The following is a 15,765-nucleotide window of genomic DNA, read 5'->3' on the forward strand; positions in this document are numbered from 1 at the left end:
CGTTGCCATCGCGAGCGATGACCTCGACGCTGTAGTCGCCTTCCGGCAGGTCGCTGCCCAGATCCAGCGACCAGTTACCGTCTTCGTCAACAGGGATATCGGTAAAGGTCTGCGCGCCATTGGGACCAGTCAGGGTCACGTCCACTGTCGTAGCATTGGTGGAGGTGCCGTTGAGTAGGCTGCTGACACTATTGTTGGTAGAACCAATCTCAAAGTTGGTAATCGATACCGTCGGCTCAGGCTCGGGTTCAGTCTCCGGCTCGTCTAGTGCGGCATCTGCTTCGAGTTCATCCACCGGCGCAGGCTCGCCCTCAGGGGTGGTAAATTCCGTGGTTTGCACACTACCGAACTCGAAGGCCAGCGGATCGACGCCCTCGGTGATGCGCGCCAGGCGCACGAAACCGTGCCCACCATCGGCTGCAGCACCGCCACCGGCGCCGGCGGCGGTGGGATCGAGCACGTCGAGCAGGTCGACCTCGTCATCGTCGATGGCGGCGAGCAGCGCCTCGAGGTCGGCGTCCAGGACTTCGCTATCGGCGACATCGACCGGCGCGTTGACGTCGACGTCCGGCGTCATGGCAATCTCCTGGCCACCGCTGATCATGGTCGGGTCGAGGCCATCGAGGAAGTCGAGCTGCACGCTACCGTTGTCGGAGGTGACCAGCGTCTCGCCTTCGACGAGGATGTCGCCAACGCTGAGTTCGCGCAGGTTGCCGTCGGCGTCGCGGGCCCAGGCCTGACCGGTGATCGAAAGGACGGTTGCAATTGCCATGATCTGTTCCTTCTGCGTAAGCATGCTGCTGTCCTGACGAGGCAGCAGCGTTATTTTATCGGGCTATGGCATCAGACTAAGAGAGGCAGGGCGGGAAAAACATAGTACCGATGGACAGGGTTACTCGATGTAACGGGTCGATACCCCTCAGGCGCTGCTGGTCGTTTCACTACGCTGCGACAGCAGCAGGATAAGCTGCATGCGGTCGCGCACCTTGAGCTTGCGGAACACCGCACCGAGATGCGCCTTGACGGTGCGGTCGGTGATGTCCATGTCGCGGGCGACCTCCTTGTTGCTCTTGCCCGAGGCCACCGCCAGCGCCACCGCGCGTTCACGCTCGGTGAGCAACCCCAGGGCGTCGTCGCGCATGCGCGCCTCGCCGCCCAGCGCGCGGAAGGTCGAGCCGACCACCTGGGCCAGCAGCTCGGGCCACACCCAGATCCCCTGGTTGGCGGTCACCACCTCGATCTGCTGCAGCAGCGGCGCCGTCGAAAAGGCGTGGGCGTAGCCTCGGGCACCGGCGTTGAGCGCCTGGAAGGCCTCCACCGAGCTCGGCGAATAGGCAAGCACCACCAGCACAGCGCCGCGCTGGGAGAGGGTCTGCACCAGACCAGACCAGCCCTCGATCTGGCTGACCACCCAGACGTGATCGCCGGCGCCGGCCTGGGCCCGGGCCTGCTGCGGCGTGCAGCGGCGCAGGTACGGGAAGGCCTCCTTCCAGCGCGGAATATCGTCGAGTCCTTGGCATACGAAGAGGTGTTGTTTCATGCGTCAGCGCTCGGTCAAGGCGTTACTGGTACCGCGCAGGATCGGCTTGAGCAGGTACTCCATGACCGTGCGTTTGCCGGTCATGATATCCACCTGGGCGGTCATCCCGGGAATGATCGCCAGGTCCTGCTGGTCGGCGAAACCGCCCTCCAGCGTCCTCACCCGTACCAGATAGAAGGTGTTGTCGTTGTCGTCGGTGATGGTATCGGCGCTGATATGGTCCAGCTCCGCCTCCAGACCGCCGAAGATCGAGAAGTCGTAGGCGGTCAGCTTGATGGTGGCCGACTGGCCGGGACGCAGGAAGGCGATGTCCTGCGGGGCGATGCGTGCCTCCACCAGCAACTGGTCGTCGGTGGGCACGATCTCGACCACGTCCTGCCCGGGCTGGGCCACGCCGCCCAGGGTGGTAATGTGCATGCGCTGCACCACCCCGGCCACCGGGGCACGCACCTCGGCCAGCCGCACCCGGTCCTCGAGACCGGTGCTCGACTCGTCCAGCGCCGAAAGCTCGCCCAGCGCTTCGGCCAGGGAGTCGCGCCACTCGCCGCGGCGCTCGAGGGTCACCTCGCGCAGCTGGGCCTCGGCCTCCTCCACCGCCGCCTCGAGCCTGGCGACCTGGGAGCCGGCCTGGCTGCGATCGCCCTGGGCCCGCGACACCTCGCGCTCGAGGCGCAGTACCTCGACCTCGGAGACGGCGCCCGAGCTAAGCAGCGGCCGGGTCAGGTTGAGTTCCTGGCTGGCCATGCTCAGCTCGCGGCTGGCAGTGCTGAGCCGTGATTGCGCCTCGTTGAGCTCCTCCTGGCGCTGACGCAGCCGGTCGCGGGCGATACTCTCGACCTCGCGCAGCTCGTCGCGGCGGCCCTCGTAGAGCTCACGCTCCTGGGCGACGATCTCGGGTGCCTCGGCGAGCAGCTCGTCGGAGGGCGAGAACGACGAGCCGGTGATCAGCGCCTGCAGCCGCGCAATGCGCGCCTGCAGCGTCAGCGCCCGGGCGCGGTTCTCGCGGAAGCTCGACACGAAGCGGGTCGGGTCGATGCGCATCAGGAGCTCGCCGGCTTCGACCATCTGGCCTTCGCGGACCAGGATGTCTTGAACCACGCCACCGTCGAAGGACTGTACCTTCTGCAGCTGCTGAGAGGGGATCACCCGGCCGGTGCCGCGGGTCACCTCATCGATCTGGGCGAAGTACGACCAGGCGATCAGCGCCAGCAGGGCCAGCAGCACGGTGTAGAGGAAGCCCCGGGCGCGCATCGGATCCTGCTGCATGCGCGCCCAGTCGGCGTCGCTGGCCCAGTCGCGATTGAGGTGCGCCGACGACACGCGGCGTGCGAACAGCCGGTCGATCAGCGGCCGAAACGGCCGGCCGCCGCCTTCGGAGAGCCGCCCGATGGCCTCGAAGCCCTGCTGTTCGGCGGTCTTGGACTTGCTCTGCGCCATCAGTTGGCCCTCCCGATCTGGCCGCTACGCAGGGCCTCCACCACCTTGTCCTTGGGTCCGTCGGCAACGATCTTGCCGGCGTCGACCACCACGATGCGGTCGACCAGCGACAGCAGCGAGGTGCGGTGGGTCACGACGATCATGGTCTTGGCCGCGGCATACTCGGCCAGGCGCTTCTTGAAGGTTTCCTCGCTGGCGTGGTCCATGGCGCTGGTGGGTTCGTCGAGCAGCAGGATCTGCGGGTCGTGGACCACCGCCCGGGCGATCGCCACGCCCTGACGCTGGCCGCCCGAGAGCATCTGGCCACGCTCGCCCACCGGCAGGTCGACGCCGTGGGGATGGTTGTTGACCAGTTCGCCGATACCGCTGATCTCCAGCGCCTGCAGCAGCGCCTCGTCCTCGACCCCTTCACTGCCGCCACCGGCCACCACGTTTTCGCGCAGCGAGCCGTAGAACAGGCTGACGTCCTGGGGCACGTAGCCGATATGGCGGCGCAACTCGATGGGGTCGAACTGGCGAATATCCACGCCGTCGAGCAGCACCGCACCGCTGGTGGGCTGGTAGAGGCCCAGCATCAGCTTGTTGAGGGTCGACTTGCCCGAGCCGACCCGGCCGAGCAGCGCAACCTTCTCGCCGGGCTTGATCTTGAGCGAGATATCGCGGATCGCATCGCGCTCTTCATCGGGATAGCGCAGCGTGATGCGATTGAGCTCCAGCTCGCCGCTCACCACCGGACGAGAGACGAAGGATTTGCCCTCGGGGCGCTCCACCGGCTTGTCCATTACCCCGTTGAGCGACTCCAGCGCGGTGGACGACTGGTGATACTGGGCGAGCAGCGCCGCGGCCTGGCTGACCGGCGCCATGGCCCGCGACGACAGCAGATAGGCGGCGATCAGCCCGCCCTGGCTGAGGTCACCCTCGATGATCAGGTAGACGCCGACGATGATCACTGCCACCGCCACCGTGTGCTGGGCCCACAGCGCCACGCTCGACACCGAGGAGCTGATCAGCCGCAGCTGCGCCGAGGTGCGCGACAGGAATGCCGTGGTCTTCTCCCACACCGCCTGTAGCCGGCTCTCTGCGCGCAGCGTCTTGACGGTTTCCAGGTTGCCCAGCGACTCCACCAGGGTGGCGTTGCGCTGGGCGCCGACCCGCCAGGTAGTCTCGGAAAGCTCGTGTAGCTTGCTCTGGGCGGCCAGCGCGTAGAGCAGCACGAAGACGATACCCACGGCGATGGGGATCGCCAGCGGCACGCCGATGATGGCGATGATCGCCACGAACATGATCACGAAAGGCAGGTCGACGAGACCCACCACGGTGGCCGAGCCGATGAAGGCGCGCACCGACTCGAACGACTGCAGGGTGGCCGCGAACGAGCCGGTGGAGGCCGGTCGCGCCTCGAGGCGCATACCCAGCACCCGCTGCATGATCGACGCCGACAGCTTGACGTCGGCACGGCTCGCTGCCAGGTCGACGAAGGCATTGCGCATCAGGCGCAGCGCCAGGTCGAAGCACAGCACCACGAAGATCCCCGCGGCCAGCACCCACAGCGTCTCGGTGGCCTGGTTGGGGACTACCCGGTCGTAGACGTTCATCACGAACAGCGGCATGGCCACCGCGAACAGGTTGATCATCACCGAGCCGATGATCACGTCGCGATACAGCCGGCGGTTCTCGCGGATCACGCCCCAGAACCAATGGCGCGACTTCTGCTTGCCGACCTCGGGGCCGCGGGCGTCGAAGCGGAACTTGGGCCGCGCGTAGATCACCCGCCCGCTGTAGCGCGCCTGCAGCTCGTCCAGGCTCACCTCGGTGGCCGCCTCGCCCAGTTCGGGAAAGATCACCCGCGCCGTGCGCGACTTGACGTCCATCGCCACCAGCACACAGGCGCGCCCCGGCTCGAGCAGCACCACCACCGGCATCAGCGCCGGGTTGAGCTGAACCAGCCTGGAGCGGGCATGGCGGGCGGCGAGCCCGGCGCGGGAGGCCGCGCGCGGGAACACCCCCGGGGTCAACCGGCCCTCCTCCAGTGGCAGGCCGGCCAGCAGCGCATCGCGGCCCATCTCCTGGTCATGGGCACGGGCCACCACGCGCAGGCATTCCAGCAGGTCGTCCTGCGGCGGCGGCTGGCGCCCCGCCTCTACGGCATGTTTGGCATCGCTGGTCACGGTCGCCCCTTCACCCGGTTGATGCAATCCCTACTACGTGGGTACTGAGACAGTCGCGCATCCTCGCCAACATACGCGCCGCTCAAGAGGGGTTATCGGCCGAAATCAGATAAGCTTCAGCGAAGCCCAGCCCGGCCACCCGGCCGCGCAGGGCTTCGGCTTCGCTCCTGGCCACCGGCCCCAGCTGCACGCTGTACAGGCGGCCGCCGTTGCTCACTCGCACCGGACCACCCAGCTCGGCGCTAAGCTGCGCCTCGAGCTCGGCGGCACGCTCGGCAGAGCTCACCGCCACCACCTGCACCAGCGAGTCCGCCGGCGCCTCGGGCAGCGCCATATCGGCGGCCTCGGCCAGGGCATCAGCGTCGACGTTGGTCGCCGCCACCTGCTGGTCCCAGCGCAGCGCCGGCGTACTTGCTACCCCAGCGGCCATGGCTGACGCCGGCTCGGCGGCAGGCACTTCAGCCACGGGGGCCTCGGAGGCGGCCGGACGCTCGAAGCTCCAGCGTGCGCTGAGGTCGCGGCTGCGCAGCGGCGTGCCGGTCATGTCGAGGTTCTCACCGTTGGTTTCCAGCGTGACCTCCACGCGACGGTTCTGGCGACGCCCCTCGACGGTGTCATTGCTGGCCACCGGATTGTTGGAGCCATAGCCACGGCTCTGCAGCAGCCCCGGGGATACCCCCTGGGAGGCGAGATACTCGGCCACGCTGCGCGCCCGGGCCTCGGACAGCGGGTCGTTGATGGCATCGCTGCCGGTGCTGTCGGCGTGACCGGCGATGAATACCCGCGCCAGGTCGTCACGCTGGCGGATCTGCGCCGCCAGCTCGTTGAGCTCGCCGCGTGCCGCAGCGCTCAGCTCGGCGCTATTGACCGCGAACAGGGCATCGGCGCTGATGGTCACGTCTGGCGCACGGGTTGGCGCCGACACGCTGAGGTCGCCGGTCAGGTCTTCGAGGGTGAAGCCCGCCGGGCCCTGGGCCGGGCAGATATCGTCGGCGTTGATGGTGACGCCGTCGCTGGAGAGCTCGGCCAGGCTAGGGGTGTCGTCACGCATCACGCCCAATGCCGGCATCAGTTTGCCCATCGCCGCCAGGGTGCGGGCATCGGCAATCGCCACGTCATACTCGGCGTTGATGTAGGCACGGCTGGCCTCGAAGTACTCGTTCTCACTGTCGAGCACGTCGAGCAGCGTACGCTGGCCGATATCGAACTGCTGCTGGTAGGCGCCGCGCACCCGGTCGATGGACTGGCGGTGCTCATTGAGGTACTGCATCTGCTCGCGCAGCCGCTGGGTGTCGTTGTAGGCGATCTGGGTAGTCTGACGCAGATTGACGCACTCGACGTCGCGCAGATCGATGGACTGCTCGACCAGGTCGCTGGCGCGGCGGAACGAGGCGCGGTCGCTGCCACCGCGGTAGAGGTTCATGGTCGCCACCAGCTCGGCGACGTGCTGGTCACGACGGCCGGTGAAGTCGCTCTGGTTGTTGCTGCCGGTGCGGGCGCGGAACTCCAGGCGCGGCTGGAACGCCGAGCGGGTGCCGGCCTGCTCGGCGCGGGCCGATTCGATGTTCTCGATGGCGGCGTGGAAGTTGGGGTTGCCCTCGTAGGCCATGCGTACCGCGTCGTTGACCGACGGCGGCAGCTCAGCGTCCAACGACGGCGCCGGCGCCAGGCTCTCGGCCGGCAGGTCGCCGACCAGGCGCTGGTAGCGCGAGCTGACGTCGTGGAGGTTGGAGGCTTCGGTCATCAGGTTGGACTCGGCCAGCGCCAGGCGCCCGCTGATCTGCTCCAGGTCGACCCGGCGCCCGGCGCCGGAACCGACGCGCTCCTCGATCTGATTGAAGACGCGCATGTGCTCGCGGTAGTTGTCCCGCGCCAGCTCCACCAGCTCGCGATAGCGGCGCACGTCCTGGTAGGCTCGCGCGGCTTCCAGCGCCACCTCTTCGCTGGCCCCCAACAGCTCGTAGTAGCGCACCAGCTTGGCGCGGTCGAGGCGCTCGACCTCGCTGCGGGTGGCGAAACCGTCGTAGATCATCTGGGTCAGCGACAGCTCGGCGAAGTCGGTGTCGAAGCTGCCGCGGCCGTCGCCTTCGCGATCCTCGATACCGACACCGGCAGTGACATCGACGCTCGGCAGGTAACCGCCGCGGGCGATATCGACTTCATTGGTCGAGGCACGAAAGCCGTTGTAGGCCGCCCGCACCTCGGGGTTGGTCGACACCGCACGCTGCACCACTTCGCGCAGATCGCTGCTGCCCGGCGACGACATCCCGGCCAGGCCGCTCGGCGCCTGGGCGGCCACCGGCAGCGCAGCGCCGGCCATCAGGCCGAGAGCTGCCGCCCCAAACGCGGCATGGCGCGTCAAGATGGGGAAACGGCGGCGAAATTGAGGCACGCTGAAAGATTTCATGAAGCATTGCTCCCTTGCGTTATGCAAAACACCTGGCACCTGCCAGTAGCGCTGTTGTCAGTATTCGTTGTGGCGTCTGCCTTAATCCAGATTAATGAGTATCTGGCATGGCAAGCGGCACTATTTTGTAATCAATTGTAATCCAGCGGAACGGATTATCCAATGAGTTGACTCAAAGCGCCAGCGTACATTACTGGCACTTTCTTGGCGGCGCCTATTTGAGGCGTTTCCTGCATGACACGCACAGCGTTGAAAGCCTTAACGAGGCCGCACATCGAAGCCGAATTTGCCAGCGAGCTGTGCTATCGTCTCAACTAAGCGCGCAGCCACGCTGCGCGACTTCGTCAACCGCATGACAGGGTTCCCACATGTCCGCATCCGAGATTCACAAGACCCGCGTAATCAATGAGCTACGTGGGTTCATAAAGAAACTGCTGCAGGAACCGGCGATCCTCGAGCAGGCACTGCAGATTGCCCGCAAGCATGCCGATCTCAACGAGCGTGACATGCTGGCCGGCATCGCCCGAGAGGTCAGCGACACCACCAGCGTGCATATCCCCGACGACCCAGCCGAGCACTCCGAGGCCGACCGGCTGTTTCTCGAACTCCTCAAGGAGGTCATCAGCGAAGAGCAAGCGCTTTACTAGCAGAAGCCGCGACCAAGCCTGACAAGCGTGCCAAGACACGTTCCGGGCTTGATGCAGCGGCCAAGAAAACAGTCACTATCGAAGATGGCGGCCACGCAGGGAAAATGCATATGACCACCACGACCCGAGGGGGCTCCCCCCTCGCGCTGCGGCGACTCGCGGAGCGAAAACCACTGCTGTTCACTCCGCTGCTCTCGCTGCTGGCCACACTGCTGGCATGTGCCCCGCTGATGGCCGCCGAGCTCTCGGCAAGCAACCGCGCCCCCTCCGAGGACACCAGCCCGGTTCTCGCACTCGAACGCGGCGAGCACCACACCACGCTGTCGCTGGCCGATATCGAGTCACTGCCGCTATATGCCGTCGACATGGCCCACCCCGAAGGCCCCGAGGGCGAGTTTCTCGGCGTGCTGCTGGATGACTTCCTGGCCGCCTACGACCTCGACAGCATTGAGCGGCTTCGCTTTATCGCCCGTGACGACTACACCGTGTTCCTGACGCCCGAAGAGCGCCAGGAGAAGACCTATCTGCTGGTCACGCGCCTCGATGGCGCGCCCCTGCCCGACCACCAGCATGGCCCGCTGATGCTGACCGTTCCCGCCGACATCGAAGCGGTACACGAGGGCAGCGAGCCACTGACCAGGTGGATCTGGTCGATTACTACTCTGCGCGCCCGTTAAGTCGCCCATGCGCCTGCCCGGGCTGACGCAGCAACTGCTGCTGCCGCTGTGCGTGCTGTTCGCGCTTCTCTGCGCGCTGCTGCTCGGCACTGCCTGGAGCTTTGCCAACAACGCCGGGCGTCACCTGGGCGCTGACTACCTCGGCTTTGCCAGCGAGGTAGTACGCGGCCAGCAGGATAGCCTCCACATCCAGCAGGCCATCGACAGCCTGGTCGATAATCCCGAGCCCCTCCACCAGCAGCAGTCACTGGAGCGCCTGTGGATCATCGCCACCCGCCAGAGCAGCATTAACCAGTACCTTTCGCGCAGCGCCCTGCCCAAGGAGGACTATCAGCACATCCTCGACGAGTATCGCGTGCTGAACCGTCTGCTGATGGAAGCCGAGCCGCTGCTGGCACACAGCCTGAATCACCCGCAAGGCCTGGCCCGCCTGGAGACCCTGAGTGGCCAGCTCGACGACACCCTGGCCTTCATCTACAGCGAACTGCAACACCTGGTGTTCACTGCCGCCGCCAGCCAGCAGCAGCTGATGCAGCGCCTGACGCGCTGGATCATCGCCCTGGCGTTAATGGTAATGGTGGTGATCGCCGCACTGCTCGCCGCCCTCTACCAGATCGCACGCCAGAAGAAACTGGTCGAAGCACTCAGCGTCACCGACGAACTCACTGGCCTCAACAACCGACGCGCGCTGCTCGACCAAGCCAGCCGACTGTTCGCCCAGAGCACTCGCAGCGCCACACCGGTCAGCCTGGCGCTGATCGATATCGATCACTTCAAGGAGGTCAACGACCGGTATGGCCACCCCACCGGCGACCGCATCCTGGTTGCCTTCGCCACGCTGCTCAAGGACGTGGTGCGCCGTGCCGACGTGGTAGCGCGTATCGGCGGCGAAGAGTTCTGCGTGCTGATGCCCGCCACCGACACCACCGGCGCCAGCGAGCTCTGTGAACGGCTACGCCGTGCCGTGGCAGAGCACACGTTCCACGGCGCACCCGGCCAGGCCGATGCGCTCTCCATCACCATCAGCGCCGGAGTCACCACCACCCGCACCGACACTGCCCCGCCAGACGACAGCTTCGCCGCCCTCTACCCCCGCGCCGACCGGGCCCTCTACCAGGCCAAGCAGGACGGTCGCAATCGCGTCGAGGTGGGGTAGTATTCACTCCCCTCAGTAGATATTGACCAGGCGTGGGCGTCCGCCACCAGCCTCCTGAACAGGCTCAAGGGCCAGTTCGCCGAAACTCTCGTCATAGTGAAAGCCGCCGCTACCACTCACTGAAATCGTACGCCCGTTTAGCGCACCGTATAAATTACCGCTGCCGGCGATATCGACGTGGGAGAATGGCGCAATAACCTGGCCATAAAAGTCCGAGGCACCGCGGATACGCACCCCCTGGTGTTGACCGCCGCGCCCCTGGTCATCGTAGGTCGACACAACGGAAAGCACCGCCACGAGGTCGCCGTTTTCATCGATCTTGCTGGGTGAACGGTCCCCGACGCTGATACCGCTACCGAGATCGAACTGGCCACTGGTGACAATGCGCAGCGTGCTGCCCCCGGCGATCCGAAAACTCCCCCCACCGCCGAGTGAAATCGGGCCATCCACTACCAGCACCATGTCCACCGGCCGCTCAGGACTGCCGATCTGAAGGTTGGCACTTCCGCCCAACGTCAGGCTGTCCAGCCTGGCGAGGCTCAGGCCATCGCTGCTTTCCGAAACAAAGACTTCAGCCTCGGGGTTGACCGGGTCTGACAAGCCTCGATCGTCGAGAATGACCGTACGCCCCTGGCCGCCTAGCTGGAGCGCCCCGGAGCCAACGCCCTGATTTCGATAGCCGTCGTAGATCTCCTGCACGTTGAGGCTGTCGCACTCTGCTGACGAGGCCACCGATGGCAGCCGACTTACGCCGGCCCCCCCCTCGCGGCGGGTAATCGTTCCCCCCACCTGGTCATCCGGGTCGCGTACCGAGTCGACGTGCTCGGCAACGATGCTGCCATTGACGCGCGAACTCCAGTTGCCGAGTTTGGCACGCCCATTGGCGCGAATATCGCCATGCACCGTACCGCTGCTGGACACTGCTACGTCGCCACCACTCTCAACGTCGCCGTAGACATGCACGCCGCCGCCGCGCAGGTTGACATCAGCGTTTGCCAGCACATTGCCGTGGATGCTGCCCGAGCCGGTTGCCTCGATGGTTCCAGTGGAGCGCACGTCGCCGTAGATAGGTGATGCCCCGGTGACCTGCACCTGGGCACCGTCGGTCTGGGTGCCCACCACGACACCGCTGCGGCGGGCATTGTCCGCAGGCGTGCCGTAAGGACCTGCGCCTGCGTCGTAGCTGTCGATGATCCCGCTGCCAGTCACCGAGACACCCTCACAGCTCATCAGCCCGCCAAATGGGCGGCGCCGCTCACTCGTCCACTCGAAGATCGCGATAACTTCTCGCTCGGCCTGATGGTCGCCGGAGCCAAAGCGGCCGGTGCTGACCACCACGAACTGGCCAGCGGCATCGACCGACTGCTGGGCAGGGAATGCAAGCTGATAACTGGCATTCTCTCGCTTGCTGGCGCTGCCGTGAGGTCCCGGACGAATCAAGCCGGCAAGAGCCGCTCCACCTTGACCCAAGCCATTATTGGCCCTGGCCGCTTCACGAATACGATGGCCCGGCGGAGCTGCCTCCGACGCGATGAATCGGGATAGCTCAGCGTCATCGCCATCGCTACTCGCCACCAGTGCTTGATAGAAGTCGGTTATGCCCGCTTCAGCTTCATTGTAGGCCTGCACACTCTCACGGAAATTTCCCGCCAGTCGTTCATTCAACAGAGACGACTGCATCGCGGACAACGACAGCACTGCCGTGCTCAACATCAGCACCAGCACTATGACCAATGCGGCACCTCTCTGGCGCCGGGAGCAGCGCCCAGGAATTGCGCCCGCGCAGGCGGCCGAGTGAGGATTGGTCAAGCGTGCGGCTCCTTAGGCTAGATACTTTTTACTATATCTCAGCCAATGCCTGCACACCATTAACCTGGTACCAGCTAGTTGCAAGAAACTGGTTCTCGTCATTCTGAAAATGCTCGCCATGCCAGCCGCAAGGAGTGCTATGACGACGCCCGGCTGCGCTGCGCTGCGCGCTGCAATCGCGAATGAATTCGCTCCCACAAGGGAGTGGCGCCAAGGGAAAAAGCAGGAGTGGCTTAAGTCGCGATGGGGCTGACCCATCGCGCAGCGCTTTGCGCTGCAATCGCGAGTGAATTCGCTCCCACACGAGAGTGGCGCCAAGGCAAAAGTGGGAGCGACTTCAGTCGCGATGGGAGGTCAATACACCACGCCGCGGAGGATCTCGTAGACCACCTCGTTGGCGATGTCGACGAGGATGGCATCCTGGCCGGCCTGGCGCCATTCGTAGCCTTCGTAGCGGGGTAGCTGGCCGTGCAGGCGATCGTCGAAGCGCTTGGCGATGCCCGGGGGCAGCGGCTTGCCACGCTCGAGATTCTTGCGGATGCCCGGCGGCAAGTCGGCGTCGCGGCTGACATATTCGCGGTTGTCGTCGAAGATGCGCCGGATCACCCGCTCCTCCAGGCTCGGGCCCTCACGCCAGTCGCTGTTGCGATGCTCATCGCCACGGCGACTCTCGCGCGGTGCCGACTCGCGGCTGCGAGCCTCCTGCTGACGACGCTGGCCCTGCGCGCCCTGGCCGCGTCCCTGCCCCTGTGAGGCGCCTTGGCTTTGGCCCTGGGCCAGATAGCCAAACGGCGCCGCGCCCTGGGCATTTCCCGGCTGAGCCGCCAGCGGCGACGCCCCAAGAACCAGCGTCAGCGCACTCGCCGCCAGCAACGGCCAGCGGGGCGAACGGAGAGAAAGCGGCAGCATGGCAAGCTCCTTGCGTTGCGGGTTTAGCAACAGCCTAGCGGGGAATGATGCAAGGGGTGTGGAGATGAAGTGGGAAGAATGAGAAAGAAGGAAGAGAAAAGAAGCTGGTGAGCATTTGCCGCTGCTGGACGTGCAAGCATTTATCTAGAAAATTTCACCTAGCTCCCCATCAACAAGATCAGTACTAGTCAGGATTTTAACGTTATGCCTAGTTAACCAACATTAAAACAGGGCTAGCAGGTGCCAGCCCTATTCACAGGATAACTCCCAATCGAAAGTTAGTTCACATCTAGAGTTCTTCCTAACACCACCTCGACATCGTCACCTGTGCCACCCGTTAGCCCACTATAAGTTATACGTCCCTCTGCCGCATCTGTTGGATCAACCACCTCAAACGTGCCGCCATTGCACGAAGGAGTAAGGCCATCTAAATCTGCTTCTTCAATATCCTCTAATGCAAAGGGAGTTCTAAGTGCAGCAATCTCTTGCTGGCATGCTGAATCAGCAGCTCGCTGCTGATAACCAATAAACTGTGGTATCGCAATTGCTGCAAGTATCCCGATTATAGCCAGAACGATCAGCAGTTCGATCAGGGTAAAACCGCCCTGGCCGGCCTTGCCCTTGACGGGCTGGTTACGCATCTGTGTCACCATTTTTTTACCCCTACGGTTTTTTAGGCCCTGCCTGATTGGTCCGCTGTCACAGCGTCGCTGCCGCCCACGTTATTGAGCCCCCCTGGCTCGCTGCCCTGGGGCAGCCGCGGCTCCACTGTTTGCTGACGCCGCTCGCACCACCTTCTTGCTGCTGCTTCACCGATGATTTTCGGCGAATCATACTTTTTAATGACGTACTCAAGGAGTACCTGTACGGCCATCTTAGCGCACTCGACTGGGCGCCCCATCCCCGAAGTAACGCGGTTTTTCAACGCTAATCTTGGGCGGCAGGGCCACCGCGACGGCCTGGACACCTCACAGAGCCGACACCTTGAGCATTAAAAACACCACACTCTATTACAGTAGGTTTCACAGCCTAGCCGTGCCTTTACTAATGATACTCCTAATTGCCTTAATACCACGATAGTAAGTCAGTATTCATGGCTTTTTTCAGTCGCGTTCGAGAGTAGACTGACAACACTGCTTGCTTTCACCGAGACCAGCCATGACCGACGCCCTTTCCCCTGGTACCCCACCCCGTGAGCCGCCGCCCACCCGCCTGCGCGGCATCGCCGGGCGACTGGTGGAGGAAGGCCTGCTATCGGTCGCGGCTGCCAGCCGCGCCGAGCACGAGGCCCGCGAGGAGGAGGTCTCGATGATGCAGCACCTGGTCGAGAGCGGCCTGGTCACCCCCCGCCAGGCGGCGATGGCCGCGGCCTGGGAGTATGGCCTGCCGCTGCTCGACCTCGACGCCCTGCGTCTCGACAGCCTGCCAGCGGCCGGCGAGATGCCCGAAGCGCTGCTGCGCAAGCTCGGCGTGATGCCGCTGACCCGCAGCGACCACGGCGTGACGGTGGCGGTGCCCTACCCTTCGAGCCTGGCCAAGCTCGACGAGCTGCAGTTTGCCCTGGGCATTTCGGTGGAGGGCGTGCTGGCCCCCCTCGACCAGCTGGCCCCGGCGCTGGAGAACTACCTCAGCCAGGTCGGCCAGGACGACATGATGGAAGGCCTCGACGACGCCGACCAGGCGCTGGAGGGGCTCGCCTACGACGAGTATGACCCCGCCGACGACAGCGCCGTCACCGCCAGCAGCGACGACGCCCCGGTGGTGCGCTTCGTCAACAAGATCCTGCTCGACGCCATCAAGCGCGGCGCCTCGGACATTCACTTCGAGCCGTACGAGTCGAGCTATCGCATCCGCCTGCGCATAGACGGCATCCTGCTGGAAGCGGCCCGGCCGCCGTTCGGCATGCGCACCAGGATCGCCGCACGCCTCAAGGTCATGGCGCGCCTCGATATCTCCGAGCGGCGCCTGCCCCAGGATGGCGCCATCAAGCTGCGCCTTTCCAAGCAGCGCTCCATCGACTTTCGCGTCAACTCGCTGCCCACCGTGTACGGCGAGAAGATCGTGCTGCGTATTCTCGACCCCGCCTCGGCGCAGCTCGGCATCGATGCACTGGGCTTCACACCGCAGCAGCGCGAGCTCTACGAAGCGGCGCTGGCCGAGCCCCAGGGCATGATCCTGGTTACCGGCCCCACCGGCAGCGGCAAGACGGTAACGCTGTACACCGGGATCAATATCCTCAACACCACCGAGCGCAATATCTCCACCGCCGAGGATCCGGTGGAGCTCAAGGTACCGGGGGTCAACCAGGTCAACGTGCACACCAAGATCGGCCTCGACTTCGCCAGCGCCCTGCGCGCCTTCCTGCGCCAGGACCCGGATATCGTCATGGTCGGCGAGATCCGCGATCTGGAGACCGCTGAAATCGCCGTCAAGGCCTCGCAAACCGGCCACCTGGTGCTCTCCACGGTGCACACCAACTCCGCCGCCGAGACCCTCACACGACTCTCCAACATGGGCGTAGCGGCGTTCAATATCGCCAGCTCGGTGAGCCTGATCATCGCCCAGCGGCTGGCGCGCAAGCTCTGCGCGCTGTGCAAGGAGCCGGCGGAGATTCCCGCCGCCGCGCTGCGCGAGGAGGGCTTCAGCGACGAGGAGATCGCCCAGGCGACGATCTACCACCCGGTGGGCTGCCGCAAGTGCACCCTGGGCTACAAGGGCCGGGTGGGGATCTATGAGGTGGTGCCGGTTTCCGAGGCGATCAGCCAGCTGATCATGCGTAACGGCAACGCCCTGGAGCTCGACGAACAGGCGCGCCGCGAAGGCCATCCGGACCTGCGCCGCAGCGGCCTGCTCAAGGTGATGCAGGGGATTACCAGCCTGGAAGAAGTCAACCGGGTGATAAAGGAGTAGCGCCGAGGTGTGAACCGGCAGCGCTGCGCGCTGCAATCGCGAATGAATTCGCTTATATGGACCCGTCCCGTTGTGCAAGCCCGATTCGCCATGGCCGGGGTGAGA

General features: G+C 64.9%; 12 protein-coding genes. 4 read left to right on the top strand and 8 right to left on the bottom strand.

The genetic code is table 11. The annotated features are described in order from the left end of the window. The 5 genes from QC821_RS21275 to QC821_RS21295 all read right to left on the bottom strand — a co-directional run. The coding region (locus QC821_RS21275) for a retention module-containing protein (RefSeq protein ID WP_309725470.1) at positions 1 to 772 on the bottom strand (772 nt) is incomplete at its 3' end. 147 nt (positions 773 to 919) lie between these two features. Next, positions 920 to 1,540, bottom strand: coding sequence for a response regulator transcription factor (locus QC821_RS21280; protein WP_309725472.1), 621 nt, complete (start codon positions 1,538 to 1,540; stop codon positions 920 to 922). Between the two features lie 3 nt (positions 1,541 to 1,543). Then, the gene (locus QC821_RS21285) at positions 1,544 to 2,977 is read right to left on the bottom strand and encodes an HlyD family type I secretion periplasmic adaptor subunit (RefSeq protein ID WP_309725474.1); all 1,434 of its coding nucleotides are present in this window, start codon (positions 2,975 to 2,977) and stop codon (positions 1,544 to 1,546) included. After that, positions 2,977 to 5,040: a type I secretion system permease/ATPase gene (locus QC821_RS21290; RefSeq protein WP_422720142.1), complete on the bottom strand. Its 2,064-nt coding sequence runs from the start codon at positions 5,038 to 5,040 to the stop codon at positions 2,977 to 2,979. Before QC821_RS21290 ends, QC821_RS21285 begins: the two co-directional genes overlap by 1 nt. Before the next feature lie 187 nt (positions 5,041 to 5,227). After that, a complete protein-coding gene (locus QC821_RS21295; protein WP_309725478.1) occupies positions 5,228 to 7,552 on the bottom strand; it encodes a TolC family outer membrane protein in 2,325 nt (774 codons plus the stop codon). 368 nt (positions 7,553 to 7,920) lie between these two features. On the opposite strand from QC821_RS21295, the gene QC821_RS21300 reads away from it, so the two are divergent. From QC821_RS21300 to QC821_RS21310, 3 genes are all read left to right on the top strand, one after another. Next, positions 7,921 to 8,199 (top strand): hypothetical protein, encoded by a 279-nt coding sequence (locus tag QC821_RS21300; RefSeq protein ID WP_095622818.1) that lies wholly within the window; start codon positions 7,921 to 7,923, stop codon positions 8,197 to 8,199. A 110-nt stretch (positions 8,200 to 8,309) separates the two neighbouring features. Then, positions 8,310 to 8,876 (top strand): hypothetical protein, encoded by a 567-nt coding sequence (locus QC821_RS21305; protein WP_309725482.1) that lies wholly within the window; start codon positions 8,310 to 8,312, stop codon positions 8,874 to 8,876. Between the two features lie 7 nt (positions 8,877 to 8,883). Beyond that, the gene (locus QC821_RS21310) at positions 8,884 to 10,032 is read left to right on the top strand and encodes a GGDEF domain-containing protein (protein WP_309725484.1); all 1,149 of its coding nucleotides are present in this window, start codon (positions 8,884 to 8,886) and stop codon (positions 10,030 to 10,032) included. A 12-nt stretch (positions 10,033 to 10,044) separates the two neighbouring features. Here QC821_RS21310 and QC821_RS21315 read toward each other — a convergent pair whose 3' ends face one another. The 3 genes from QC821_RS21315 to QC821_RS21780 all read right to left on the bottom strand — a co-directional run bounded on the left by QC821_RS21315 (position 10,045) and on the right by QC821_RS21780 (position 13,391). Beyond that, positions 10,045 to 11,766: a DUF7305 domain-containing protein gene (locus QC821_RS21315; protein ID WP_309725486.1), complete on the bottom strand. Its 1,722-nt coding sequence runs from the start codon at positions 11,764 to 11,766 to the stop codon at positions 10,045 to 10,047. A gap of 429 nt (positions 11,767 to 12,195) precedes the next feature. After that, positions 12,196 to 12,750: an anti-virulence regulator CigR family protein gene (locus QC821_RS21320; RefSeq protein ID WP_309725488.1), complete on the bottom strand. Its 555-nt coding sequence runs from the start codon at positions 12,748 to 12,750 to the stop codon at positions 12,196 to 12,198. A 278-nt stretch (positions 12,751 to 13,028) separates the two neighbouring features. Further along, complete coding sequence (locus QC821_RS21780; RefSeq protein ID WP_422720141.1) at positions 13,029 to 13,391, bottom strand: prepilin-type N-terminal cleavage/methylation domain-containing protein; 363 nt, start codon at positions 13,389 to 13,391, stop codon at positions 13,029 to 13,031. 517 nt (positions 13,392 to 13,908) lie between these two features. Here QC821_RS21780 and pilB point away from each other — a divergent pair. Continuing rightward, positions 13,909 to 15,660: a type IV-A pilus assembly ATPase PilB gene (pilB, locus tag QC821_RS21330; RefSeq protein ID WP_309725490.1), complete on the top strand. Its 1,752-nt coding sequence runs from the start codon at positions 13,909 to 13,911 to the stop codon at positions 15,658 to 15,660. Positions 15,661 to 15,765: the final 105 nt, after the last annotated feature.

The organism is Franzmannia qiaohouensis (genome assembly GCF_031451695.1).
In the GTDB taxonomy this organism is placed as follows: domain Bacteria; phylum Pseudomonadota; class Gammaproteobacteria; order Pseudomonadales; family Halomonadaceae; genus Franzmannia; species Franzmannia qiaohouensis.